Genomic DNA, 25,127 nt, shown 5'->3' with positions numbered 1-25,127 from the left:
TGCCGGCTGGCTCAAGGCGAGCTCAACTCGACTGGGTACTTCACAGTGCGCAGTCGTCCTCAGGGCTCTGGATACACGGGCGCGGTTGTTCCTGATGGTCTGGTGAGACATCTGCTGCCCACGTCTTAATGGGCGTTTCAGTCGCCTAGGTCAGGCCTCACGATTGCTCGGATTTTGTAGAGGCTGGTGCTCACGTCATGAAGCTTGGTAATGAACGCATCGAGAGTCTCGTTGTTGACGTCGAAGTGTCGATTTCTCTCGTCCAGCCGGCGATGCAAAATCTGCTCGTCTGACGTGCTGGTAATCGGGTAAGCGTGGACAATGTCCGAGCGCCGGGTGTTAAGGGCCTGGAATAAGTCCCCAGCGGCTCTGCCATGAGGTACTACCGCCGGTGCTGATTGCTTGGCCTTCTTCACGCCCTTGCGAAACGCCGTGAGAATAACGCCACCGCATTTGGCTCGTAGCGCTGTCTGGTCAACATCGGGATCCAGGTAGCTGGTTATTTCAGCCATGAAGCTGCTGATCGAGGCGAAGCCGTACAGCACGATCCCCAGTCGGAAGGTGTATCCATCGTCTCCCGGCAGAGCGAGGCGCGTCTGTTTTTTGATTGCTGCGATGTCTAGCTGGGTAGTCATGGTGCTTTCTCGAAAATCCCTTGTCGCAACTTGAGTTGCCAACCCCAGTCGGCGCCTGCTAGGCCAGCCTCAGCGGACTGGGCCAGTGCCTAGGGGCATGGTGTCCAGACCTGTCAGCTTACTTGAGCTTGCTCAGCAGCCACCTCAAAATCTGAGTCAGGGACTGCAGCTTGCTGTAGAAATTATCGAGATCAGCCAGGAAACCCAAACGCTTTTTCAACTCAGCCTGCTCGCTCGTCACAGCTTGATACGCATCAGTGTTGTTGCAGCCGCGCACTGCCAAGTCCCGTTCGACCTCGCTGAGTTGCTGGTGACGGTCAATCTCGTCGGCGTGTCGCTCGAAGTGGCGACGGTTGAGCCAGCGGTGACGTGCCAGTAGCAAGACATACGCGCCTAGCCCTGCCTGAAACACCTGTGCCATGCTGAGGTCTAGGCCATACGAGTTCAGGAACACTGCGATCTGCGGCGTCCGCCAGCATCCTATCGCAAACAGAACTGGCCATAGAGCAATGGCGAACAGTGCCTGGTTTGTTGAGGGGTAGTTCAATCGCCAAGCGGGGTGGGGGCGAAGAAGGTTCATGAGTACTCCTGATGCAAAGAATGTTCTGGCCAGGGAGACCAGGACTCACTCAAGCATCTTCGGTTCGGCAGGTGGCGTGCAACTCAACTGGGTGCCGTTGCTGCTACCTCGTGGATGACCTCTATCGAAGGCTGCGCGCTTTGCGCACGGGCTCGGCTCACGCCTGGGTTGCAGCACCGCTTTCCAGGTAAGCGTGGACTTCCGACAAGAACCTGCAGTGGCCCTTGACCTTCTCCAGCTCTGTCAGCAGCAGATCAATCCGAAACGCTGTGAACTTGGCCTGACCACCTTCCAGCGCAATTCCATCGCGCTTCAGCGCATCTGGAGCACTTTTGGTGAGCGCTACCAGGTGCTTCCCGTCCACGTACCGTTTGACCACCCAGTGAGAAAAGGTGTGGCGGAAGATCCTGTGCATCTCAAGCGTCTCAACCGCCGAAATGATGCCGGCTTTGTCTATATTTAAGGCGCTATCCCGGGCTTCCTTCTTGGTGTGAATGAGGACGTCGGTATCGTTCAGTGAGAAAATCGAATCGCTTGCGGTACCAAGCCGGTGCTCCTTGAGCATGGCGGTGAGGCCACGGCACAATGCGTCGGCCATGCAGTACGTCTGGATGAGTTCGCCGATCAGGGCGTAATCTTCCTTGGTTACGCCGGACAGCAGTTGGAGCAACTCAGAATCTCCCTCGGCACTCTCCAACCGAAGGAAAACGTCGCGCGCTTCCTGTTCGACCAAACCGATCATCGAGCTTTCAGCTTCCATTTCTTGTGCACCTATAATGTTTGGCCTGGAGCTAGTCACAGGCGATCGTGAGCCCTAGTGCCATCTGATTGATTGGCGGCTTATGGTACCGCATGCTCTATGTGGCGGGCCCCTGCTGCGGGTGAGCTCTAATTTCCTGCGGCTCGCGCTGCCACCTTCGGCGGGGGCCATAAGGGGTAGCTGATCTTCACAGCGAGCGTGCAGAGCAGGGCGTTTGACTGAGGATGCCTGGGGCTGACTCAGCGCTGTGTCGTCATCCTCGCGGGCTAGCAGTGACGGAGGCCTCAGCCCTCGTCATCAGACGCGTTTATGATGCCTTCAAGCTTCGTGTCGTCAAACAAATGCAAGAACTCAATGACGCTGTTGGACGGGGCACTGATGAGTTCCTGCACCCGCCCGGCGTGAGCGTCCATCACCACCCTGGCCATATTCACATAGTATTTGTATGTGGTCTCAACAGATGAATGCCCCATCTGATCGGCAAGCGCCTGGGCCGCTGCCTGGAAATAGCCGTCTGCATATTCAGTGAGCAGTTTGTCTCCAAAAAACTCAATGAGATATTTGGTCGGCCACCAATGCCGAGATTCATAAAAGGAGAGGTGGGGTCTGAACTCTGGATCAGTTTGCATAGCCCGCTGCTTAGCAACATAGGTACGGGTGGCAACCATATGTGGCGTAACGGGGATGCCCCGCGAATTCAAAAACAGAACGTCTAACGGGCATTCGTGACCAAACCGCTTCTTATAGAGGCCTCGGCGAACGTGGTAATGCTCGCGGATGTAAATATTCTCCAGCGCTTCAAGGTCAGACATATTTAACGTGATTGTTCTGGTTTTATTGCCTTTGCTGGCTTCGATCTTGTATTTCACGGTTTTGGCAGACTTGGCCATGTCCGAGAATGGCATAATATGCTTGTTCTTTCCGTTGCCTATGTACGGAAAATTGCACAAGTCCATCGGTCTCATAGCTGTGCCCATCGCCAACAGAAACATCGCAGCGTACACGGGGTCGTTGTATGACTTGAGCAGAGTCTCGATTTCGCGATTGCTAATCAAATCGCGAGATACCTTTTGCCTGCTCGCTCGGTCAAGCGTGTCGATGTTTCTGCTGTCGATGCTCACTCGCGCCCTGAGTTGAATGTAATTGAGCATTTTCGGGCTCTTAAACTTTGCCTGCCAGGTTCTGAGCGCTACATCAACGTTGGTGACAAACTTGTTGTCTTTGAGCCAGCGGAAGTAAAAAAGCAAAACTGTAGCATCAAGCGACGTTGTTTCAGTGGTTGGTCGCAATGAACCTCGCGCCACGCGATCAATTTGCCTCTGCACTTTCCAGCGTCGGATATCCCTATTATCTGCAATAACGTGGTACTGGGCGGGATCTATATTTTCAAAGTGTGACTGCGTTGAAAGAAATCTATAAAACATCAAAATTATGCTGGCATATCGTCTTGAAGTCGCAATGGATTTTCTTGAGACGTAATAGAGATATAGATTTGCATGGCTGAGCAACACCTGCTTCTTCTTATGGTTTGCAACCAAGATACAATGGGAGACTGAGGTATTCAACTCACTGCTATGGTAAGTGATGTCTTGCCGTTTGATGGTGATCATCATTCACCTTGCTTGATATTGAACTGGATCACGCGATGGAACCCTTGCTCCAGTTTTAATGGGTCAGCCGAATCTGCTTCACTCAGTTCAAAGTCTGGAACGATTCTGGCGAAAAAGCTTCTCTGGGCCTGCTTGTCTGCTGGGGAGAGGCACGCAGGGACGTAAGCTGTTATCTCGGTTGGGGTGTCCAATGACTTCAGGAAACGCAGGTACTCGGATCGTCTGAAAAGAGGGGCTCGAACCAGCAAGACATTCTGTGGGGAGTGATGTTGGTAGTTATCTGAGAAGACACTGAATCGCGATATGTAGCGCTCGAAGAATAGTGCTACTGCTGTGTTCTCAGTCTTAGCTAGTTTTTCAACTCGATCCGTAGTGGCTTTGATTAGACGAAGCCTCTCGGTACTGTATTTTTCCAGATCCTTATGTTTCATGTAGTCTTTGAAGAGCGTCTCGATGTCCATGTCGACCACCGTCACCTTGCCCCTGCTGCCTGTGGCGTAATTTGCACTGTCTGGGGTGGAGCTTTCCATTTTGGCCAGTGCGAGCTCTGCTTCTAGTTCAAGAATCTTATTGCCAAGATTGTCGACCTGCAGGGACTGGGATTCGAAGTTGGCGCGAATTTTATTGGCACTGAAAAAAGCAATGTCATTATTCATCAGAGTGGAGATATGATTGCTCAAGGTCTTTTCCATGAGCCGCGCATGTTCTTCCTGCTGCTCAGCCAGCGAGCCTTCCAGTTCCTCAATCCTAGCTTGACTCTTGATGAGGAAATCCGAAAGCGAACTGTCGTCGGAACTTGTCAGGAGTTCCCCGATTTTCTTATCGCCGGTGATATAGGGCTTTAGGTCATCATAATAACGATTGAAAGATTGACGGCTAATTCCAGCCAAAATGGCTAAATCACCAATTTTTAGCTTGGAACCATCCCCGGCCAGCTGATGTTCCGCGATGATCTTGATCAGGCGCTCTCGCGTTGAATTGACATTCATGCGAACTCTCCTGACCGTACAATGATGTGGGTTTTGTGTGTTTGAGCCCCCACCATCTTGTGACCAGAGTCGGTGTAGAGGGGAAGCGGCAGGCGGTTCATCTGGAGGTTGCTCAGGTGGTGCTTACTGGCAGCCACACGCCTTGCCAATTCCTGCTCGGTTTTTGCATTGAGCTTGGAGTCAGGATTATCGAGGATCGCTGAATAGAAGGCGATATTTTCCTCCAGCGCAGTCTTGGCCTTTTCCACTAACACCAGTTTGTTGCATTCCACTTGGCAGTTTCCTGGGTTGGGGATAAGTGCTTGACCTGGTTCCCATGATTGCTCAATGCAGGGCGGGAGATTGCTCGGGGTATAATCCTCACCGGTCACGCAGTACGTGCCAATCGCAGTACGACGAATAAAGATCGGCTCGCCGGCTTTCAAAAGGTGAGAAACATAGAGCAAGACCGAAGTTCGCATCTGGCTGCCAGTAAATTCATCAGGCTTGGCAAGCACTTGTTCCGCAATTCGCGATCCCGCAGTGCCTGAGAAACGACCGTATTTGATCTCGGCAATAAGTTCGCGGAAGTCCTTGGTATAGCTTTGCTCAATGGCAATTGCTACCGCTCTAACCATGAGCGGGTTGCGAGCGATATACCTCAGCGTCATGGCATAGCTTTTATGGCCGAACAGTGCGCGAATGAGTTCGATATTTCGCTCATCCCGATTGATAAGAATTTCGGCAATTGTCTTTCTGAAGCGATGGGGGTGCAGGCGCTCTACAGGGATTTCATCTTTGAGTTGCGTAAGAAGGATGTTAATCAAACCCGGCGTGGCTCTCTCAACCTTTCGGTAGCTTTCATTGGCCTGGAAAAGATAAGGGCGAATGATTTCCGGGTTTGCAGTTTGAGCTTCCGCATAGCGCTCAATGACCTCCCCGATAAACCTCGGGAGAGGAAGCGCTTCCGTGTCGCCACGGTAATTCGGGTCTTTGGATGTTTTCCATCGGGTGATATTGACCCAGTAATCACCGACTTTATCCTTGAAGATATCAGAGTCGCGAAGGGTGGCAAGTTCAGACTTCCTGGCACCTGTCATCAGTGCAAGAAGGATAAAAATAGAGTTACGCACCCTGTCCATTGCTTTGTTGTAACTGCGACGCCAAGAGGTCACGTGGAATGTTCTTCCATCTTGTTGCCGAGTTTTGATCGAGGGCTTCATAACTCTGCGATCATCAACGATAATATTGAGTGCCGCCTCTGCTTCATGAGGATAGCTGTATTTGTAAATGATGCCTTTGTTCTGGGTGTAATCATTCTGCAGAACAAAGTCCTTGGCTTTTAGAAGCTCTGGCAGCGCCTTTTCAGTCCAGAACAGCGCATAGTCCATGAGGTGTTCCAGATCTTCTTCCGAGTATGCGACCCAGCTTTCCATGCTGCCGGTATACACATTCACAACGTCTTGCTTACGCTCAATCGTATCAAGTTCGCTTAAGGTGACCTTGATCTTCAGTTCTTCCGGAATCATGTCGTGGCTGGACAGCGATGCCCACAGCATCACAAACTTGAACAAGACAAAGTAGTGGGATTTCTTATCTTGTTCTCGTGCTTTGTCCAATGCCTTATTGATCAAGGTAGCAGAGATGGCGAGCAGGCTCTCGGGTGTGGCGTCGAGGTAGTTGTCCGTGAAAATATATTTTTCTAGAATTGAATATTGATTTGCGGCAGTGTTGGAAGTTTTATAGGAACGAATGTTTCCCATGAAGGCGTTTTCAGGGAGCATGTGAAAGATCAATGCGCGCTTCAGGTCGTTGGAGCCAAGAACTGATCGATCAAACTTGACATTGTTAGGGTGGCGGTGTTTGCCACTGGGCAGCGACCACGACGGGCTCATATAGTTAGACTTGTCACTGATCGCAAAGTCGCCCTCGCCATGCAAAAGCTTATACTTCAGCGTTCCGCGCACCAAAAGAACTGAGAGATCAATTTCCTTGAACATTTCCTCAATGTCATCCTTGTTTTCGCTTCGGGCGTCTTCGATGTCCAAGCCCAGTTCGCGTTCAAGTTCTTCCAGGGTCAGTTCAGACATCGAGCGACTCGCTTTCAAAGAGAAGTTTAAGACTATTTAGATTACGGGGTAGCAGGGGCTTGTTGAGGCGCTGGAATTTCTCGGCTTTGGTCATGGCATCTTCGTCCTCGTCTTCATCTTCGATGACTGGCCAGTTATCAAGGATGAATTCCAGTGCCTTGATTTCGCTAGCTACCCGCGACGAGAAGATGATGTCGTCTTCTTCCTCCATCTCCTGCATAAGATGGCTCATCCGCTCGATCAGGTAGGGCAGTGAGTCTTCGAAAATCCAGATCTGGCTGCAGAAGATGCACTGATCCAGCTCGAAGCACTTCTTTCCCTGTTCGCGCAGAGATTGTGCGCCTGCCCAATCTGGCTTCATCTGGTCGCGGCACCCCCACATAGCGCGGCGATGGCCAGGAATATGGAAGAACTTGATCTCGCCACTGGCCTGTTCCTGCGCATGGGCAGTTAGCAACATGCCCTTGAACTGTCGAGAGCGAAGCAGATCCATGATTTCTTCAAAAGCAACACGCAGTCGTTTGAAACGCTCCGTTTGGGCCTGGGCATGGTTGTCGTAGAAAATGTCCGTCGTCGCCTGATCCTTATGACCCAGACTAATGCGGGACAACATCGAAAGAGGGTGCGTTTTCTTTTTATAGGCCGTCCAGGTAGGACGAAGACGGCGCGTGAGGTCTTTGGCGCCTGTGAGGCGTTCCCCGTTCTCGATGATTTCGTACTTTTCAAGCAGGTACTTCACGCCAATGCGAAACGCTTTGGGGTTTGCGATAGAAGTGTGTCGTCCGCCTTTATTGAGCCAGTCAGCGTGATCCCGGATGCAGAAGAAGAGAGGGTTAAAACTGTCTTTTGTTTCGCCCTGCGGTATATAATCCAGCTCATACCTCATGAGAGGTTTTGCCAGCTGGTTGGCAAGACGGATCATGTTATAGATGGAGTACGGGTCTTTGGTCGAAGTCGGCGCGTTCTGCCTTTGGGGCTTAAGGTATTCGGTATTGTTGCTTTGAGACCTTTGCTTCTCAGAAAACACCACGCGAAGTGAATCTTCAATGGTAGCGGTCAGCGCGTGCTCAAAGTTGTGCCGGTCTACGGCCAGCACTACCTCTTTGTTCCAGTTGCTCTGCAGCATGATGAACAATACCAGAGCGGTCATGTCCAATTCCGTTGGAAAATAAAGACCCAGCAGGTCGTCCAAGAGAGGCAGCGGGGCGGCAGTTTCGCTCCAATTCAGTCGCTTTAGACGATACATGATCATCGAGATTAGATCGTCACGGTAGTGCTCTTGGACGTCCTTAGGTTTCGAATAGCGTGTGGCGATGAGTTCCAAGGGCATCTCGAAAGGATAGCCTTGGGCTAACAGGGTTTTCAGGAGGCGAGGGAGTTCCGGGCTCCATGCCGCAGGCCCTGGCTGTTTCCCCACTGGGATGCTATCCAGTGGAGTAAGGTCTGGTTCTGTGCGTGCCATGTTGATAAGGACGTGGAGAACGTCCCCACCTGATCGGGCGATAGTCTGAATAACAGGATCCGCGCAACGCTTAGCAGCTGCTAAGAGCTGCGCCTTCGCTTTCTCGCTCCAGCTGTGGCCTCCATTAAATTTGCAGAACCCCAATACTTGTTCTCTGGAGACTTCTGGATAAGCATGCTTATTAATTTCGGGCCAAGTGTAAGGCTCGCTAGCATCAACCAGCTTTCGAAACTCAAGTTTTGCATAGAGGCCGTCGATATGGCCTCGTAGTGCAGACTCAAGTGCATCAAATGCCTCGGGTTCGAGTGGTTCCGTTTCTTTTCTTGGCTTCTGCGGAACAATGGGCAGGATAAGAAAAGGGATTTTTCCTGTTTCCTTTGCTGCGCCAATCAATGCCGATTTCATGCGCTCGGCATAGGAAATGGGGATTCCGCTCGCTTGGATATAATGAATATATCGACTGAATAAGTCCGAAGTGATGTGCTCAAAGCGGGTTGCAGCTAAACCTACGGGGTTAACGGAGTTGTGCTGTTGAATAACAGTCATGAATGTTTCAATGGCAGTCAGTAGGAGATAGCCATTAGACTGTGTGCGGGTGCTTGCGTAGTTTTTGAACACAAAGTCCAAAGCAATGCAAAGCGGAAGGTCGCGATCCCAGGCGGGATGCTGACGGTATCGACAGGGTACGGGTTGGCCCTTCTTGCTAATGATCTTTTCTTCAAGATACTCGGTGTGGGCCAACATGATCACTGATCTCCCTTGTTAGGGAGTTCGGGGCTTTGCGGGTTCTGGCCTTCGCCGTTTTGTGGTGCGGGCGTCAAGGCGTTTGAAATGAGCTGTCCCCATGCCTGCTTCACTCGATGCTCAAGCTGGTCAAGCGAGCCGTCATTCATGATCAGGGCGTCTTCAGGTCTGCGCTCGATACCGGCTTCGGAGGAGTGCGCGTTCACTGACTGCACACCCGGGCGGACGATATGCCAGATGACCCCGTTGTGGCTGCGCAGGAACGCGGCCTCGTTCTCAAACCGGATGTCAGTGATGATGATCACCGCTGCGGTTTGAGGAATGCCAAGGAGCGCCTTAGGTGGCTGTGTGGGCACCGCAGAGCGTTTTCGGTAGTAGTCGGGGGTGAGTTCCAGGGCTTTTTGCTCCAGGTACCCCACAGTCTGTCGAGGGCTTAGGCCCCAGTACGAATCGACTTGGTCGAATTGGGGCGTTTCCCAAACCTGGGCATCGGTGAAATTAAAGAAGGCTTGGGCTGCCAGGCGGAAGGGGGCATCTGGGAGTAGGAGGTTTGGGGTCGCACCAGACTGGAACTCCACAGCAGCAGGATTGATCTCGCGCTCTGCACGCTTCAGCCAGTGGTTGGCGTCCAGGCCTCGCATCCACTCAGTGCCGACCTGCTGGAAGAATTCTCGGGGCGACTTCCCCCAATGAGGGATCTGGATTTCCTTGTGCGAATCACCCCAGGCTTCGGCATCGGACAGACCAAATAACGCCTGGCAACCTGCTTTCAGTGGATTCGCAAGGGCAAATGCCGCTACCCTTGCATCTTTAAGCAGGAGCTGGGCTGTTGTGTCCTTCCCTGAGCGAGCCTTGGCTGCCAGTCCCAAAATTGTTCTCAAGCCTTGTACTCCCTGGGCTGTGGGGGTTTGCAGACCCTTCCAACAGCGTGTTTACATTTTGTCGTATGGGTAGATAATACCACTGTGTTTACATTTTCAGCAAAAGCGAAACAAGATGCCACCTACGCCTACCAAGGTGGCGGCCGCGGCTTGCCGGTCGAGCGCATTGCTACGCTGGAAACATTTGTCCAGGGCGATCTGCGCCCTGACCTGACGCTGGTGTTCGACCTGCCGATCGAGATCGGCCTGTCGCGCGCGGCTGCCAGGGGCCGTTTGGACCGCTTCGAACAAGAAGGCACGGCCTTCTTCGAGGCCGTGCGCCATGCCTATCTGGCACGGGCCCAAGCTGACCCGCAGCGCTACAGCATCCTCGACGCCGGCCAATCGCTGGAGGCGGTGCAGCGCGACATCGACAGCTTGTTGCCGGCCATGCTGGAACGCGCCCGTGGCTGAGGCCTTCGCCTGGCAGGATGCGCTCTGGCAGCAATTGGCCGGGCGCAGCCAGCATGCCCATGCCTACCTGCTGCACGGTCCGCAGGGGATTGGCAAGCGGGCCCTGGCCGAGCGCCTGATGGCGCGTTTGTTGTGCCAGCAGCCGCAAGGCGCTGATGCCTGCGGGCAGTGCAAGTCATGCCTGTTGCTGCGTGCTGGCAGCCATCCGGACAACTACGTGCTTGAGCCGGAAGACGTCGACAAGCCGATCAAGATCGACCAGGTTCGCGAACTGGTGTCATTTGTTGTTCAGACCGCGCAGTTGGGCGGGCGCAAGGTGATCCTGATCGAACCGGTCGAGGCCATGAACATCAATGCCTCCAACGCCTTGCTCAAGAGTCTGGAAGAGCCGTCCGGCAATACGGTGCTGCTGCTGGTCAGCCATCAGCCGAGCCGACTGTTGCCGACCATCAAGAGCCGTTGCCAGCAAGTTGTATGTCCGCAACCAAACCTTGCCCAAAGCCAGGCCTGGCTCGCCAATGCGTTGCCAGACAGTGGACCGGGAGAGCGCGAGGAGCTGCTGACCCTGGCGGCAGGATCGCCACTGATGGCGGCCAAGCTGCACGCGCAAGGTGTCCTCGAGCAACGTGCGCAGGTCACCGAGGGCGTGAAAAAACTGCTCAAGCAGCAACAGTCACCGACGCAACTGGCCGAGTCGTGGAACAGCGTGCCGCTGCTGCTGTTGTTTGACTGGTTCTTCGAGTGGTCGCACCTGATCCTGCGCTATCAGATGACTCAGGATGAACAAGGCCTGGGCCTGGCTGATATGCGTAAGGTGCTGCAGTATCTGGCGCAGAAGAGCCGCCAGGGCAAGGTGCTGGAAACCCAGGCGTGGATCCTTGAACAGCGCCAGAAGGTGCTGGGCAAGGCCAACCTCAACCGCGTGTTGCTGCTGGAAGCCTTGTTGGCCCACTGGGTCCAGCTGCCAGGCTCACGCTGACTCCCTTCTTCTAAATATGTGTCCTGCTGCCATGCTCGTAGATTCCCACTGCCACCTCGACCGTCTAGACCTGAGTGCCCATGATGGCTCGCTCGATGCTGCCCTGCAGGCGGCGCGTGAGCGCGGGGTAGGACACTTTCTGTGCATCGGCGTGAGTGCCGACAATGCCGGCGCGGTAAAGGCGTTGAGTGAACAGTACGCAGATGTCGACTGCTCGGTGGGTATTCACCCGCTGGATCTGGCGCCAAGAGAAACCCCAGCGCTGGACTGGTTGCTCAACGAGCTTGCGCATCCGCACGTCGTGGCGATTGGTGAGACTGGCCTGGACTATCACTACGAGCCGGAGGCGGCGAGCCTGCAGCAGGCGTCTTTCCGCTTGCACCTGGAGGCCTCGCGGCAGACCGGCAAGCCGGTGATCGTGCACACCCGTGCGGCCAGGGCTGACACCCTGGCGTTGTTACGCGAAGCCAGCCTGGAGCAGGCCGGGGTGTTGCACTGCTTCACTGAAGACTGGCCGATGGCCAAGGCGGCGCTGGACCTGGGCTACTACATCTCGTTGTCCGGCATTGTCACCTTCCGCAATGCCGAGGCCCTGCGCGACGTGGCCCGCCAGGTCCCCAGCGATCGTCTGCTGGTAGAGACAGATTCACCGTACCTGGCGCCGATCCCTTACCGAGGCAAGCCCAACTTGCCTCAGTACGTGCGAGAAGTCGCCGAATACGTCGCGTCGCTGCGTGGCGTCAGTTATGCACAATTGGCCGAGCAAACCACGGCCAACTTCAAGCGCTTGTTCCCGCTTGCGCGAGTACGCTGATCTGACAGCCTGATTGGCGGGCAAAAAAAACCCGGGTTCTGGGGGAGGAAACCGGGTTAAGACCATTAGGAGTAAACAAAGGCACGCGGTCCCTGAGCGCCTTTATCGGCACGCCACTTGGGGGGATGTGGCGGGTCAACACTTCAAGTATTGGTCAGCTTTGGCACAGTGCCAGCGACAACTGGTCGTTTTTTAAACAGATTTGGAATACGTCGCGGGATGCACAGTGCATTCCCTGCAGGCAAGTCACTTCGATTGGCCAATCTGCAGCTTGCCCAATCAATCCCACCGTTTGCGAACTCATCGTGAAACACAGACATGCGCCGATGATCCGTGCAATTTCTTGCAAGATAGGCATAATAATCCGCTTCGATTGTCAGCCAGTCCTCCCCCATGCAGCCTCCCATGCAGAAAGAACCGCGTAAGGTCCGTGAGTTTCGCCGTCGCGAACAAGAGATCCTTGATACCGCCCTCAGACTGTTCCTCGAACAGGGTGAAGACAGCGTCACCGTCGAGATGATCGCCGACGCCGTTGGCATCGGCAAAGGTACGATTTACAAGCACTTCAAGTCCAAGGCAGAGATCTACCTGCGCCTGATGCTCGACTACGAGCGCGATTTGAACACCTTGCTGCACTCGGCCGATGTCGACCGCGACAAAGAAGCACTGTCGCGTGCCTACTTCGAATTCCGCATGCGTGACCCGCAGCGCTACCGGCTGTTCGATCGCCTTGAAGAGAAGGTGGTCAAGGGTAATCAGGTACCAGAGATGGTCGAGGAGCTGCACAGCATTCGTGCCTCCAATTTCGATCGCCTGACTCAACTGATCAAGGGTCGTATCAGCGAAGGCAAGCTTGAAGACGTGCCACCGTACTTCCACTACTGCGCCGCCTGGGCGCTGGTGCATGGCGCAGTGGCGCTGTACCACTCGCCGTTCTGGAGCAATGTGCTGGAAGATCAGGAAGGCTTCTTCCAGTTCCTGATGGACATCGGTGTGCGCATGGGTAACAAGCGCAAGCGCGACCCCGAACCGAACGCCTGACAGCAACGCCCCGTCACCCTTTGCGTGGCTGTCCGACATGCGAGCTTGCAAAAACCTGATTTATGAGTCAGGTTTTGTACGGCTTATTCTTCCATGTCGGAGTCATCCATGATCGTCGATCGTCAAGGCAGGCGTTTTCGCAACCTGCGGGTCAGCCTGACGGCGGCCTGTAACTACGCTTGTACCTACTGCGTACCCGACGGCAAGCGTTTGGTGGCGGCGCAGGATGAGCTCTCTGGCGAGGCCCTGGCACGAGGGGTGGCTTACCTGATCGAGGCGGCCGGCATCGAACGTCTACGCATCACCGGCGGCGAGCCACTGATCAGTCCCAGGCTTGAAGGGTTTCTCACCGCCATCGCCGGCCTCGACCTGCACGACATCAGCCTGACTACCAACGGCCAGTTGCTGTCGCGGCGCCTGCCGCTGCTACAGGCCGCGGGTATCCGCCGCTTGAACGTGTCGCTGGATACCCTCGACGCCGCTGCATTTCGCAGCATTGCTCGCGGCGGTGACCTGGCCACGGTGTTGCTTGGCATGCAAGAGGCCAGTGCGGCTGGCATGCGCATCAAGGTCAACATGGTGCCGATGCGCGGACAGAATCTGGATCAGGTCGCGCCGCTGCTCGACTACTGCCTGGCGCGTGGCTACGAGCTGCGTTTCATCGAGCTGATGCGCATGGGCCACCTGGCGCGCGACGGCAATGCCTTTCGCCAGCAGTTGGTCAGCCTGCCTGAGCTGCTGGCGCTGATTGGCCAGCACTATGCTTTTGAGCAGGCCAGCGCTGCTGTTGATGCCACCGCATTGCGCTACCAGATCCCCGGCAAAGGCCATTTTGGCGTTATCGCCAACGAGAGCGTACCGTTCTGCCGCGCCTGTTCGCGGCTGCGCTTGTCCTCAACCGGCTGGCTGCATGGCTGCCTGTCGAGCAGCAATCGGCACTACATCGGCGACTTGCTTGATCGCCCCCGGCACCTGGCGTTGCCAGCGCTGCAACGGTTACTGGTAAAAGCCCTGGCTGACAAGCAGGAGCTGGCGTTCGCCGGTGGGGTAACGGTAATGAAGGTGATCGGCGGCTGACTCTGGCGCAAAAGCTGCATCTGGCGGCTATTCGCCGGTTTTTCGTCACCGGTCTCTGGAGGAAAGATGCGTAGCCTGGTTTTGCTGCTGGCGCTGATGGCGCTTGGTGGCTGCATGAATGTCAGCGATATGGGCGAAGGTGTTCGCTATCACATGAGCGATGCCGGTCTGCTCGATCATAGCGATACCCAGCGCAGCCTGTCGGTGCGCCTGCAACCGGATTCGTTCATCTATATTGGCCAGGGTGCGTTCGTGCCGCCGGGTAAAGGCCCGCTGCCGCAGCAGAACATCGTCGCCGAAGAAGCGTTCAAGGCTTTTGTCGAGTACTTCCCGCTGGTGCGTCGTGCGCAAGGCCCGCTGGGCCTGGAAGATGCCATCGCCGAAGCCCGCTCGGTCGGTGCCCATTACGTGCTGTATACCCGCTTCGCTCGTACCGACGACCGCATCGGCAATGGTGATGAGTGGTACGACGAACAGGCAGTCGACCGGCTCGGTTGGGACACCGGCGTGGTGCAGATGATGCTCATCGAAACCAGCACTCGCTACCTGATCGACACAGCGCGGATCAAGAGCCGTGGCGGTTTGTTGACGTTTCACGACAATAGCCCGCAGGATTTGCTCGCAGCGCCCATGCGCGAGTACGCTCGTAGCCTGTTGGGTATGAGTCGCTGATAGGAGAGGGTGATGACCGAGTCTGTCGAGACCAATGATCTGTTGGCGCAAATCCCCAAGGGTAGGGGCCCGGCGCCGGTTCACCTGTGGAACCCGGATTTCTGCGGCGACATCGACATGCGCATCGCCCGTGATGGCACCTGGTTTTACCAGGGCACGCCAATTGGCCGTAAACCGATGGTGCGGCTGTTTTCCAATATCCTGCGCCGTGACGGTGATGATTACTTTTTGGTGACGCCGGTCGAGAAGGTCGGCATCCAAGTCGATGACGCGCCGTTTGTGGCGGTGTTGCTGGAGGTGATCGGCGCGGGGGAGGCGCAGGTTTTGCGTTTCACCAACAATGTTGAGGATGTGATTGAGGCTAGCAGTGCGCATCCGTTGCGGGTCGAGGTTGATCCGGTCACGCAGGAACCTGCGCCCTACATCCTGATGCGCAGCAACCTTGAGGCGCTATTGCATCGCAACGTGTTCTATCAGTTGGTGGAGCTGGCGGTGCCGCGCTTGCTGGACGGCGAGGAATGGCTCGGGGTGTGGAGCCATGGCCAGTTTTACCCGATTGGGCGTGCTGGCTGAAAACAGTTGGGGGCTGCAGAGCAGCCCCCGACTGCATCAAAGCACCGCGACGATAGCTTTGGTCACTACGTGGATGTTGCTCTGGTTCAGCGCAGCAACACAGATACGGCCAGTATCCAGCGCATAGATGCCGAACTCATCCTTCAGGCGATTGACCTGCTCGGCAGTCAGGCCCGAGTAGGAGAACATCCCGCACTGGCGACCGACAAAGCTGAAGTCGCGCTTGGCCCCATAGGTAGCCAGCAACTCGACCATCTGCTTGCGCATGCCGTGAATGCGATTACGCATTTCGCCCAGCTCGTCTTCCCACATCTGGCGCAGCTCAGGGCTGTTCAGCACGGCAGCGACGATGCTTGCGCCGTGGGTCGGCGGATTGGAGTAGGTGGTGCGGATAACCCGCTTGACCTGCGACAGCACGCGGGTGCTTTCGTCCTTGGAGGCAGTGACGATCGACAGCGCGCCGACGCGCTCGCCATACAGCGAGAACGACTTGGAGAACGAGCTGGAGACAAAGAAGTCCAGGCCCGACTCGGCGAACAGGCGTACGGCGAAAGCGTCTTCGGCGATGCCGGCGCCAAAGCCCTGATAGGCCATGTCGAGGAACGGCACATGGCCTTTAGCCTTGACCACTTCCAGGACGTTTTTCCAGTCGTCCAGGGTCAGGTCGACACCGGTCGGGTTATGGCAGCAGGCATGCAGGACGATGATCGAGCCCGACGGCAGCTGGTTGAGGTCTTCGAGCATGCCGGCGCGGTTGACGTCGTGGCTGGCAGCATCGTAGTAGCGGTAGTTCTGTACCGGGAAACCGGCCGTCTCGAAAAGCGCGCGGTGGTTCTCCCAGCTCGGGTCGCTGATGGCGACGACTGCATCAGGCGACAGGCGCTTGAGGAAGTCTGCGCCGATCTTCAGCGCGCCAGTGCCGCCCACGGCCTGCACGGTGACCACGCGGCCAGCGGCCAGCAGTGGCGATTCGGCGCCGAACAGCAGCTTCTGTACAGCCTGGTCGTAGGTGGCAATCCCATCGATCGGCAAATAGCCGCGCGAGGCATGCTGTGCGGCACGCTGGGTCTCGGCTTCGATCACTGCGCGCAGCAGCGGGATACGGCCTTCCTCATTGCAGTAAACGCCGACGCCCAGGTTCACCTTGTCGGTGCGCGGGTCGGTGTTGAAAGCTTCGTTGAGGCCCAGGATAGGGTCGCGGGGTGCCAGCTCGACAGCGGAAAACAGGCTCATTGTTACCTTGGCTCTGAATGGAGTGTGATAGGGCTTGCACGCTCCAGCCGAATGCACTGAAGCGGTGCACAAACGGGGAGTCAGTATAGAGATACGCGCCGACCGCTGCGACCATCGGGCGCAGGTTTTCCGGCGTTTTTTCGCAATTTTTTTGGACCATTGGTCTAATTGCCCGGTCCACAGAAACACACGTTCACAGCGCCAGCCGCGAAGCGGGCAATGGAAAGGCCCGTTTCGGTGTAGACTACTGGCTATATTTACAGTTGCTCGAGGTCTGCCATGTCCGAGTTTCAGCTTGTCACCCGTTTTCAGCCGGCCGGCGACCAGCCTGAGGCGATTCGCCAGTTGGTCGAGGGTATCGACGCCGGGCTTTCGCACCAGACCCTGCTCGGGGTAACCGGCTCGGGCAAGACCTTTAGTATCGCCAACGTGATTCAGCAGGTGCAGCGGCCAACCCTGGTGCTGGCGCCGAACAAGACCCTGGCGGCCCAGTTGTATGGCGAGTTCAAGGCGTTTTTCCCGAACAACGCGGTCGAGTATTTCGTTTCCTACTACGACTACTATCAGCCGGAAGCCTATGTGCCGTCTTCGGACACCTTCATCGAGAAGGATGCATCGATCAACGACCATATCGAGCAGATGCGCCTGTCGGCTACCAAGGCCCTGCTCGAGCGACGCGACGCCATCATTGTCACCACGGTGTCGTGCATCTACGGTCTGGGCAGCCCTGAGACGTACCTCAAGATGGTCCTGCACATCGATCGCGGCGACAAGTTCGACCAGCGCGCGTTGCTGCGGCGCCTGGCCGATCTGCAGTACACCCGCAACGAGATGGACTTCGCGCGCGCCACCTTCCGCGTGCGCGGTGATGTCATCGACGTGTACCCGGCCGAGTCAGATCTCGAGGCGATCCGCATCGAATTGTTCGATGACGAAGTGGAGAACATTGCCGCCTTCGACCCGTTGACCGGCGAGGTGCTGCGCAAGCTGCCACGTTTTACCTTCTATCCGAAGAGCCACTATGTAACCCCGCGTGAAACCCTGCTTGGGGCAATCGAGGGCATCAAGGAAGAGCTCAAGGACCGCCTTGAGTACCTGCACAAGAACAACAAGCTGGTCGAGGCGCAGCGCCTCGAGCAGCGCACCCGCTTCGACCTGGAAATGATCCTCGAGCTGGGCTATTGCAACGGTATCGAAAACTACTCGCGCTACCTGTCTGGTCGGCCTTCCGGTGCGCCGCCGCCCACCCTGTACGACTACCTGCCTGCCGACGCCCTGCTGGTGATCGACGAGTCGCACGTGAGCGTTCCGCAGGTCGGCGCCATGTACAAGGGCGACCGTTCACGCAAGGAGACTCTGGTCGAGTACGGTTTCCGTCTGCCATCGGCGCTGGACAACCGGCCCATGCGCTTCGATGAATGGGAGTCGGTCAGCCCGCAGACCATCTTCGTTTCTGCCACCCCCGGTCAGTACGAGGCGGAGCATGCCGGGCGTGTGGTCGAGCAGGTGGTGCGGCCGACCGGCTTGGTTGATCCGTTGGTAGAAATCCGCCCGGCGCTGACCCAGGTCGACGATCTGTTGTCGGAGATCGGCAAACGTGTGGCCGTTGGCGAGCGCGTGCTAGCCACCACTCTGACCAAGCGCATGGCCGAAGACCTCAGTGACTACCTGGCCGACCACGACATACGCGTGCGCTACCTGCACTCGGACATCGACACTGTCGAGCGGGTAGAGATCATTCGCGACCTGCGTCTGGGTACCTTCGATGTGCTGGTAGGGATCAACCTGCTGCGTGAAGGCCTGGACATGCCCGAAGTGTCGCTGGTGGCGATTCTGGATGCCGACAAGGAGGGTTTCCTGCGCTCGGACCGCTCGCTGATCCAGACCATCGGCCGCGCAGCGCGTAACCTCAACGGCAAGGCCATCCTGTATGCCGACCGCATGACCGGCTCGATGCAACGCGCCATCGACGAGACCGAGCGCCGCCGGGCAAAGCAGATCGCCTTCAACGAGGCCAACGGCATCGTGCCCAAAGGGGTGGTCAAGGACATCACCGACATCATGGAAGGCGCCAACATCCCCGGCGGGCGCAGCAAGAAGCGCAAAGGCATGGCCAAGGCGGCGGAGGAGAGCGCTCGCTACGAAGCCGAGTTGCGCACCCCAGGCGAGATCACCAAACGCATCAAACAGATGGAAGAGAAGATGTTCCAGCTGGCGCGCGACCTCGAGTTTGAGGCCGCCGCGCAGATGCGCGACGAGATCACCAAGCTGCGTGAGCGGCTGATCACCAGCTAAGTTGCCGACGGGTCCGGTGATCGGCATAGCCTGCCGATCATCTGCACGCCTGGGCTGACGGTGGGGCGATTGCGCCACCGCTGGAGCCTGATGCCCGCTCCCTGCTAACATCGCGCCTTTGTTTCAACTTCGTTCGAGACCCTCCATGACCACCGTTCGCACGCGTATCGCGCCATCGCCCACCGGCGACCCCCATGTTGGCACCGCCTACATCGCCCTGTTCAACTACTGCTTTGCCAAGCAGCACGGCGGCGAATTCATCCTGCGCATCGAGGACACCGATCAGCTGCGTTCGACCCGTGAATCGGAACAGCAGATCTTCGACGCCCTGCGCTGGCTGGGCATCGAGTGGAACGAAGGCCCGGACGTGGGCGGCCCGCACGGCCCTTACCGGCAGAGCGAGCGTGGCGAGATCTACGCGAAGTACGCCAAGCAGCTGGTTGACGCCGGGCATGCGTTCTACTGCTTCTGTACCGCAGAAGAACTCGACCAGATGCGCGCCGAACAGATGGCCCGGGGCGAGACGCCGCGTTACGACGGCCGCGCGCTGTTGCTCAGCGCTGAGGAAGTGCAGCGTCGCCTGGCCGCTGGTGAGCCCCATGTGATCCGCATGAAGGTGCCAAGCGAAGGCGTCTGCGTGGTCCCGGACATGCTCCGTGGCGATGTCGAAATCCCGTGGGATCGCATGGACATGCAGGTCCTGATGAAGAACGACGGCCTGCCGACCTACTTCCTGGCCAACGTGGTCGATGACCACCTGATGGGCATCACTCACGTCCTGCGTGGCGAAGAGTGGCTGCCGTCGGCGCCCAAGCTGATCAAACTGTATGAGTACTTCGGCTGGGAGCAGCCGCAGCTGTGCTACATGCCGCTGCTGCGTAACCCGGACAAGAGCAAGCTGTCCAAGCGCAAGAATCCGACTTCGGTCACCTTCTACGAGCGCATGGGCTTCATGCCCGAAGCCATGCTCAATTACCTCGGCCGCATGGGCTGGTCGATGCCGGACGAGCGCGAGAAGTTTTCCCTGGCCGAGATGGTCGAGCACTTCGACCTGTCGCGGGTTTCCCTGGGTGGGCCGATCTTCGATATCGAAAAGCTGTCCTGGCTCAACGGCCAGTGGCTGCGTGAGTTGCCGGTCGAGGAGTTCGCTGCGCGGGTACAGAAGTGGGCGTTCAACAGCGATTACATGATGAAGATCGCGCCGCATGTGCAGGGTCGCGTAGAGACCTTCAGCCAGATCGCCCCATTGGGTGGCTTCTTCTTCGAGGGTGCGTTGAAGCTTGATGCCAAGCTGTTCGAGCACAAGAAGCTCTCGCCCGATCAGGTCCGCCAGGTCATCCAGCTGATTCTGTGGAAGCTGGAGAGCTTGCGCCAGTGGGAAAAAGACCGCATCACCGGTTGCATCCAGGCCGTGGTCGAATCGCTTGAGCTGAAGCTGCGTGACGCCATGCCGCTGATGTTTGCTGCTATCTCAGGCCAGGCCAGTTCGGTGTCGGTGCTGGATGCGATGGAAATCCTTGGCCCTGACCTGACTCGCTACCGCCTGCGTCAGGCGCTGGATCTGCTCGGTGGTGTGTCGAAGAAAGAAAACAAGGAATGGGAAAAACTGCTGGCCAACATTGCCTGACAGCCAGCTACCCAAGCGTGCTTGCCTGTCCCAGCTGACGCTGGGCGGGCCGGCTGCCGTAGGCAAAATCGTCAATTGCTGGGGCAGGGCGGTAAGTGATTGTTATCTGTGAAAAATCTTTTGGTTAATTTCAAAAATTCGTTTGACAGCATAGCCATCCGATCTTAATATGCGCCCCGTCCACAGCGATGAACGTAACGAACTGTCAGCAACCCAGCCGGCAATTCAGTTCAAAGCGGCATTGTGGGGCTATAGCTCAGCTGGGAGAGCGCCTGCATGGCATGCAGGAGGTCAGCGGTTCGATCCCGCTTAGCTCCACCAAATTCCGATTCTTGGCCAGCACTGCTGGCGGAGAATGAAGCCCGGCACCAGCGCCAGGTTTCACGGTAGAAGGTTCGTCCCCTTCGTCTAGTGGCCTAGGACACCGCCCTTTCACGGCGGTAACAGGGGTTCGAGTCCCCTAGGGGACGCCAGTTTTGCACAAGCGATGTATAACCATGTCGCTGGGCCGCGAGGCTAGAAATCCGGGGCTATAGCTCAGCTGGGAGAGCGCCTGCATGGCATGCAGGAGGTCAGCGGTTCGATCCCGCTTAGCTCCACCAATTTTGCCGCGGTTTGTGCAAGCGAACCGGCACGAAGGTTATGTCCCCTTCGTCTAGTGGCCTAGGACACCGCCCTTTCACGGCGGTAACAGGGGTTCGAGTCCCCTAGGGGACGCCAGTTTTACCCGCGTTTTGCGGGGCTTTAAAGGCTCATTCGCATATTGGATGGGCCTTTTGTTTTAGGGGCTATAGCTCAGCTGGGAGAGCGCCTGCATGGCATGCAGGAGGTCAGCGGTTCGATCCCGCTTAGCTCCACCAATATTTGCCAGGGTTCGTGAAAGCGGGCCTGCACGAAGGTTACAAGTCCCCTTCGTCTAGTGGCCTAGGACACCGCCCTTTCACGGCGGTAACAGGGGTTCGAGTCCCCTAGGGGACGCCAATTTTTTCTCGCGTTTTGCGGGGCTTATAAGGCTCATTCGATTATTGAATGGGCCTTTTGTTTTTTCAGCCTTCCTTACTTTTTCAATGAAGCGGCCTGAGCTCGATTTTTTCGCTTGCCAATAAATATTATGTGCATCATATTACGCTCATAATATTTATCGGGTGGCTTATGAACGACAAGAAGAGCAAGACCCGCCAACGCATTCTCGATTCAGCCCGCAGCGCGTTGATCCAGCACGGACCGGCCGAGCCCAGTGTGAGTCAGGTGATGGGCGCCGCCGGGTTGACCGTGGGCGGTTTCTACGCGCACTTCGACAGCAAGGACGAACTCATGCTCGAGGCGTTCAGCCAGTTGCTGAGCGAGCGCCGCGGTTTATTCACCCAGATCGATCCAGCCCTGGACGGCGCCGGCCGCCGTGCCCTCGCTGCTGCTTTCTACCTGTCACGCAAGCATCGCGACGCGCTCGAGCAGGCATGCCCGTTGCCCACCTCGCTGAGCGAGATGCAGCGCCTGCCTGAGGCGTTTCGCGAGGCGCTGGCCGAGCACCTGGAGCTGATGACCGCGCAGATGGTCGACCGCCCTGAGGACGCCGACAAGGCGTTGGCCGACCTGGCGCTGATGATCGGTGGCCTGGCGCTGGCCCGAGCGCTGGGCACCAGTGAGCTGTCCGACCGAATCCTGCGCGCCGCCAAGTCGGCGGTCATCTAGTGGCCTGACTGGAGTATTGATGATGACTACCCTGAGCTGGATTCGCGGCGTCAACGGTACCCTGGGCCGACTGGCCCCCGAGCATATAGCGGGCAAGATGCGCCGCGCCTTCATGACCCCGCGCAACCTGCCGCCGCGGCAATGGGAGTTGCCCTTGCTGGCGACAGCTGAACGCATCACCTTGCGCTTCGGCCTGTCAGCGCTGCGCTGGGGCCAGGGGCCGACAGTGCTGATGATGCACGGTTGGGAAGGGCGCCCAACCCAGTTTGCCGCGTTGATTGAAGCGCTGGTGGCGGCTGGGCATACCGTGGTGTCGCTGGAAGGGCCGGCCCACGGACGTTCTCCGGGCCGCCAGGCGCATGTGGCGCTGTTTGCCCGGGCGCTGCTCGAAGCTGCCGCCGAACTGCCGCCGCTGCGCGCCGTGATCGGCCATTCGATGGGCGGTGCCAGTGTCTTGCTGGCGCTGCAATGGGGTTTGCGCACCGAGGCTGCGGTCAGCATTGCCGCGCCGGCGCAACTGCTCGGGGTATTGCGCGGTTTTGCCCAGCGGCTGGGCATGCCGGCGCGGGCGCGGGCGGCGTTTATTCGCCAGGTCGAGCAGGATGTCGGCCTGCAAGTCGCCCGGCTTGACGTCAACGGCTATCAACTCGAGCTGCCGGGCCTGATAGTGCACGCCAGTGATGATCCTCTGGTCGCTGCCAGCGAAGCGCAATTGATCCACAAGGCCTGGTTCGACAGCCGCTTGCTGATGCTCGAAGAAGGCGGTCACCAGCGTGTGCTGGCCGACCCGCTCCTGGTCGAAGGCGTGCTTGAGCTGCTGGCGCGCGCTGCCACACCAGCACGCCAAAGCGCCTGAGCATCCGGTACAATCAACGCGTTCAATGACCTTCGGAGCGCGCATGAGCTGGGATCTGGCATCGCCATTCATCATCGACCTACGCGTTGGCGGTGACGACATCGACGGCCTCGGCCACGCCAACAACGCGGTCTACGTCACCTGGCTGGAGCGCTGCGCCTGGCGCCACTCGCAGCGTCTGGGTCTGGACCTGGTCGAATATCGCCGTCTTGACCGGGCCATGGCCGTTGTTCGCCACGAAATCGATTACCTGGCTGCCGGCTACGAAGATGACGAGCTGCAACTGGCCACCTGGATCGTCGACTGGGACCAGCGCCTGCGCATGACCCGCCGGTTTCAGCTCAAGCGCCCGAGCGACGGCGTGACCCTGCTGCGCGCGCAAACCACCTTTGTCTGTATCGAGCTGTCGACCGGCAAGCCCAAGCGTATGCCGGGCGAATTCATTGAAGGTTATGGGCAGGCGCTGATGTGATACCTGAATCAGTCTTTCGACGAAGCGAGAATAAACGCTTCGTCAAGGCACGCTGTGTCGTGGTGGGTCATAAAATGTTCGGCACTGCTGAACTCCTGCAATGTGCGTTGAGCAAGCATGTAGAACCGATCACAGTTAGCCGTGATTTCCTGAATGTGGTGTGATGAGACGAGCACGGTCGCGCCCTCTGCGCAGGCCCTGCGAATGGCCAGCCATATATAGTGCCGGAACTCCGGGTCAACGCCAGCTGTCGGCTCATCAAGGATAAGCAAGTCGCCCTGCATCACGAGCAACGTCAGCGTGAAAAAACTCCTTATTTCTCCGTAGCTGCAGTTCGCTGGTTTTTTGTTCCAGAGGGCCGCATAGCGTTTATACAAGGGGACTGACCATCGCTCCATGCACTTGAAGGTTTCACCCGCGCTAAGCGGCTTGTCCCCATCAAGATGAGTGATGAGGGCGTGAATCTCCTGCATACGCAAGCCTGGGGGAGGTGACAGCGTTTGGGATAGGTATAACTGACGGCAAGCGTTATTGGTCAGGGTACCGGCGTCTGGCTTCCTAAGATTACAAATCAAGTCAAACAAGGTGGTCTTGCCCGCGCCATTGGAGCCGAGTATTCCGATAGCCTCACCTCGGTAGGCAGAAAAATTGAGTTTATGGAACAGTGGGGTGCGAGCATATGAGTAGCCTAGGTCGCGGATAGTGATCTTGGTCATTCAGTATCTGCTCCATACGGGTTGGATGCGAAAATAGCGCTTGGCCAGATAAAGACTAAACAGGAATGAAGCAGCGACGGCGACAGCAGCTGTCAGCAATGGGATGTCGCCCGATAGCAGCGCTGCGATCAGGGCAAGCGGATTGTAGCGTGAAAGAGGCATTGAGGATTCAGTAGCTGAAGCACTGATAAACCCTAGCACCAACATCGCAAATGAAAAGATTGAAAATAGAGTGCCTGCTGTACTGAACTTGATCGGCAAAATAGTAAAAATCAGACCGATCGATGCAAACCCCAGGTAGCTAATGTAAAAACCCGTCAGTAGGAATGTGTACTCCGTGATGGAATAAGCGCCTGCCATGGGCTTGGTAATTAAATAGAAGATAGAGAAGTGGATCGCGCTGATACAGCTATTACTGAGGATGTGCGAGGTTAGAAATAGCCTCAGTGCAGATTCGTTATAGATGAATGACCGTATGAACCCACTCTCTCGCCGGCCAATGAGGTAGTAGCTCAAGCCGAATAAGGCTGAGCTGCATGCGATGTATGCACAAAACCATGATGCCGACGACGTGTAGTTTGGCGGCGCCAGTTGAGCGTGTTTTGATGAAGCCATGAAGTAGAATAATGCGCACGGGGAGAGTGTGGTCCATAGAAGTGCGGTGGGCTCTCTGAGTTGTTCGATGATAAATAATTTGGTAATTGTATATATCTTTATGTGAGATCGCTTAAAGCATCCGGATCCGCCAGAGCCATCACTCCCGCCGCTGCATCCGCCGCTACCTCCACAGCCACCTGCACCGCCCGATCCTCCAAAGAACTCAGGATCGAAGTGGTTGGCGACCCCTGTTTTTAACTTCAGCAGCGTAGTTCCAAATGTAGTTGTCATTTTGCCTCC

Annotated in this window: 22 protein-coding genes, 6 tRNA genes and 1 pseudogene; 18 read left to right on the top strand and 11 right to left on the bottom strand. The window is 56.9% G+C overall.

Translation table 11 applies throughout. From position 1 onward, the window contains the following. Positions 1-137 precede the first annotated feature (137 nt). From AC58X1_RS08015 to AC58X1_RS07980, 8 genes are all read right to left on the bottom strand, one after another. A complete protein-coding gene (locus tag AC58X1_RS08015) occupies positions 138-635 on the bottom strand; it encodes a hypothetical protein (RefSeq protein ID WP_497428619.1) in 498 nt (165 codons plus the stop codon). Between the two features lie 118 nt (positions 636-753). After that, on the bottom strand, positions 754-1,215 hold the full coding sequence (locus AC58X1_RS08010; protein ID WP_497428618.1) for a hypothetical protein: 462 nt from the start codon (positions 1,213-1,215) through the stop codon (positions 754-756). Between the two features lie 157 nt (positions 1,216-1,372). Next, positions 1,373-1,975, bottom strand: coding sequence for a hypothetical protein (locus tag AC58X1_RS08005; RefSeq protein ID WP_497428617.1), 603 nt, complete (start codon positions 1,973-1,975; stop codon positions 1,373-1,375). 284 nt (positions 1,976-2,259) lie between these two features. Next, a complete protein-coding gene (locus AC58X1_RS08000) occupies positions 2,260-3,588 on the bottom strand; it encodes a site-specific integrase (protein ID WP_497428616.1) in 1,329 nt (442 codons plus the stop codon). After that, complete coding sequence (locus AC58X1_RS07995; protein WP_497428615.1) at positions 3,585-4,574, bottom strand: hypothetical protein; 990 nt, start codon at positions 4,572-4,574, stop codon at positions 3,585-3,587. Before AC58X1_RS07995 ends, AC58X1_RS08000 begins: the two co-directional genes overlap by 4 nt. After that, positions 4,571-6,643 (bottom strand): tyrosine-type recombinase/integrase, encoded by a 2,073-nt coding sequence (locus AC58X1_RS07990; RefSeq protein ID WP_497428614.1) that lies wholly within the window; start codon positions 6,641-6,643, stop codon positions 4,571-4,573. The genes AC58X1_RS07995 and AC58X1_RS07990 overlap by 4 nt, the downstream gene beginning before the upstream one ends. Beyond that, a complete protein-coding gene (locus AC58X1_RS07985) occupies positions 6,636-8,849 on the bottom strand; it encodes a hypothetical protein (protein WP_497428613.1) in 2,214 nt (737 codons plus the stop codon). Before AC58X1_RS07985 ends, AC58X1_RS07990 begins: the two co-directional genes overlap by 8 nt. A gap of 2 nt (positions 8,850-8,851) precedes the next feature. Then, positions 8,852-9,730 carry a deoxynucleotide monophosphate kinase family protein gene (locus AC58X1_RS07980; protein WP_497428612.1) on the bottom strand — a complete coding sequence of 293 codons (879 nt, stop codon included), beginning with the start codon at positions 9,728-9,730 and terminating at the stop codon, positions 8,852-8,854. A 114-nt stretch (positions 9,731-9,844) separates the two neighbouring features. Between AC58X1_RS07980 and AC58X1_RS07975 the strand changes: the two are divergent. The 7 genes and pseudogenes from AC58X1_RS07975 to AC58X1_RS07945 all read left to right on the top strand — a co-directional run. Next, a pseudogene (locus tag AC58X1_RS07975) lies at positions 9,845-10,183 on the top strand (dTMP kinase); the annotation flags it as partial. Continuing rightward, complete coding sequence (locus AC58X1_RS07970; protein ID WP_497428611.1) at positions 10,176-11,162, top strand: DNA polymerase III subunit delta'; 987 nt, start codon at positions 10,176-10,178, stop codon at positions 11,160-11,162. The pseudogene AC58X1_RS07975 and the gene AC58X1_RS07970, both read left to right, overlap by 8 nt. A gap of 31 nt (positions 11,163-11,193) precedes the next feature. Next, positions 11,194-11,976, top strand: coding sequence for a TatD family hydrolase (locus AC58X1_RS07965; protein ID WP_497428610.1), 783 nt, complete (start codon positions 11,194-11,196; stop codon positions 11,974-11,976). Positions 11,977-12,381: 405 nt separating this feature from the next. Continuing rightward, complete coding sequence (locus AC58X1_RS07960; RefSeq protein ID WP_101321468.1) at positions 12,382-13,017, top strand: TetR/AcrR family transcriptional regulator; 636 nt, start codon at positions 12,382-12,384, stop codon at positions 13,015-13,017. Positions 13,018-13,125: 108 nt separating this feature from the next. Continuing rightward, a complete protein-coding gene (locus tag AC58X1_RS07955; RefSeq protein ID WP_150570199.1) occupies positions 13,126-14,094 on the top strand; it encodes a GTP 3',8-cyclase MoaA in 969 nt (322 codons plus the stop codon). Positions 14,095-14,160: 66 nt separating this feature from the next. Then, positions 14,161-14,766: a DUF4823 domain-containing protein gene (locus AC58X1_RS07950; RefSeq protein WP_101321464.1), complete on the top strand. Its 606-nt coding sequence runs from the start codon at positions 14,161-14,163 to the stop codon at positions 14,764-14,766. 12 nt (positions 14,767-14,778) lie between these two features. Then, on the top strand, positions 14,779-15,339 hold the full coding sequence (locus AC58X1_RS07945; RefSeq protein WP_497428609.1) for a DUF1285 domain-containing protein: 561 nt from the start codon (positions 14,779-14,781) through the stop codon (positions 15,337-15,339). 36 nt (positions 15,340-15,375) lie between these two features. On the opposite strand, the gene AC58X1_RS07940 is transcribed toward AC58X1_RS07945, so the two are convergent. Next, positions 15,376-16,572: an amino acid aminotransferase gene (locus tag AC58X1_RS07940; RefSeq protein ID WP_150572946.1), complete on the bottom strand. Its 1,197-nt coding sequence runs from the start codon at positions 16,570-16,572 to the stop codon at positions 15,376-15,378. Positions 16,573-16,851: 279 nt separating this feature from the next. On the opposite strand from AC58X1_RS07940, the gene uvrB reads away from it, so the two are divergent. The 11 genes from uvrB (at position 16,852) to AC58X1_RS07885 (ending at position 23,514) form a co-directional block, all read left to right on the top strand. Next, a complete protein-coding gene (gene uvrB, locus AC58X1_RS07935; protein ID WP_101321457.1) occupies positions 16,852-18,867 on the top strand; it encodes an excinuclease ABC subunit UvrB in 2,016 nt (671 codons plus the stop codon). 145 nt (positions 18,868-19,012) lie between these two features. Beyond that, the gene (gene gltX, locus AC58X1_RS07930) at positions 19,013-20,494 is read left to right on the top strand and encodes a glutamate--tRNA ligase (RefSeq protein ID WP_103438112.1); all 1,482 of its coding nucleotides are present in this window, start codon (positions 19,013-19,015) and stop codon (positions 20,492-20,494) included. Between the two features lie 245 nt (positions 20,495-20,739). Beyond that, positions 20,740-20,815, top strand: a tRNA-Ala gene (locus AC58X1_RS07925). 76 nt (positions 20,816-20,891) lie between these two features. Further along, a tRNA-Glu gene (locus AC58X1_RS07920) sits at positions 20,892-20,967 on the top strand. 53 nt (positions 20,968-21,020) lie between these two features. Continuing rightward, positions 21,021-21,096, top strand: a tRNA-Ala gene (locus AC58X1_RS07915). Positions 21,097-21,138: 42 nt separating this feature from the next. Continuing rightward, positions 21,139-21,214 (top strand) — tRNA-Glu (locus AC58X1_RS07910). Positions 21,215-21,278: 64 nt separating this feature from the next. Continuing rightward, positions 21,279-21,354: transfer RNA gene (locus AC58X1_RS07905), tRNA-Ala, on the top strand. Positions 21,355-21,399: 45 nt separating this feature from the next. Next, positions 21,400-21,475 (top strand) — tRNA-Glu (locus AC58X1_RS07900). A 171-nt stretch (positions 21,476-21,646) separates the two neighbouring features. After that, entirely contained in the window at positions 21,647-22,186 is a 540-nt protein-coding gene (locus tag AC58X1_RS07895; RefSeq protein WP_103438111.1) for a TetR/AcrR family transcriptional regulator, read from the top strand. A 22-nt stretch (positions 22,187-22,208) separates the two neighbouring features. After that, a complete protein-coding gene (locus AC58X1_RS07890; protein ID WP_101323080.1) occupies positions 22,209-23,042 on the top strand; it encodes an alpha/beta hydrolase in 834 nt (277 codons plus the stop codon). Between the two features lie 43 nt (positions 23,043-23,085). Continuing rightward, on the top strand, positions 23,086-23,514 hold the full coding sequence (locus AC58X1_RS07885) for an acyl-CoA thioesterase (RefSeq protein WP_447733030.1): 429 nt from the start codon (positions 23,086-23,088) through the stop codon (positions 23,512-23,514). Positions 23,515-23,522: 8 nt separating this feature from the next. Here AC58X1_RS07885 and AC58X1_RS07880 read toward each other — a convergent pair whose 3' ends face one another. Both AC58X1_RS07880 and AC58X1_RS07875 read right to left on the bottom strand, forming a co-directional pair. Further along, the gene (locus AC58X1_RS07880) at positions 23,523-24,230 is read right to left on the bottom strand and encodes an ATP-binding cassette domain-containing protein (RefSeq protein WP_497428608.1); all 708 of its coding nucleotides are present in this window, start codon (positions 24,228-24,230) and stop codon (positions 23,523-23,525) included. Beyond that, a complete protein-coding gene (locus AC58X1_RS07875; RefSeq protein WP_497428607.1) occupies positions 24,231-25,118 on the bottom strand; it encodes a hypothetical protein in 888 nt (295 codons plus the stop codon). Positions 25,119-25,127: the final 9 nt, after the last annotated feature.

Source organism: Pseudomonas sp. PGPR N4 (assembly GCF_059693665.1).
This window is presented reverse-complemented; position numbering and strand designations above follow the sequence as displayed.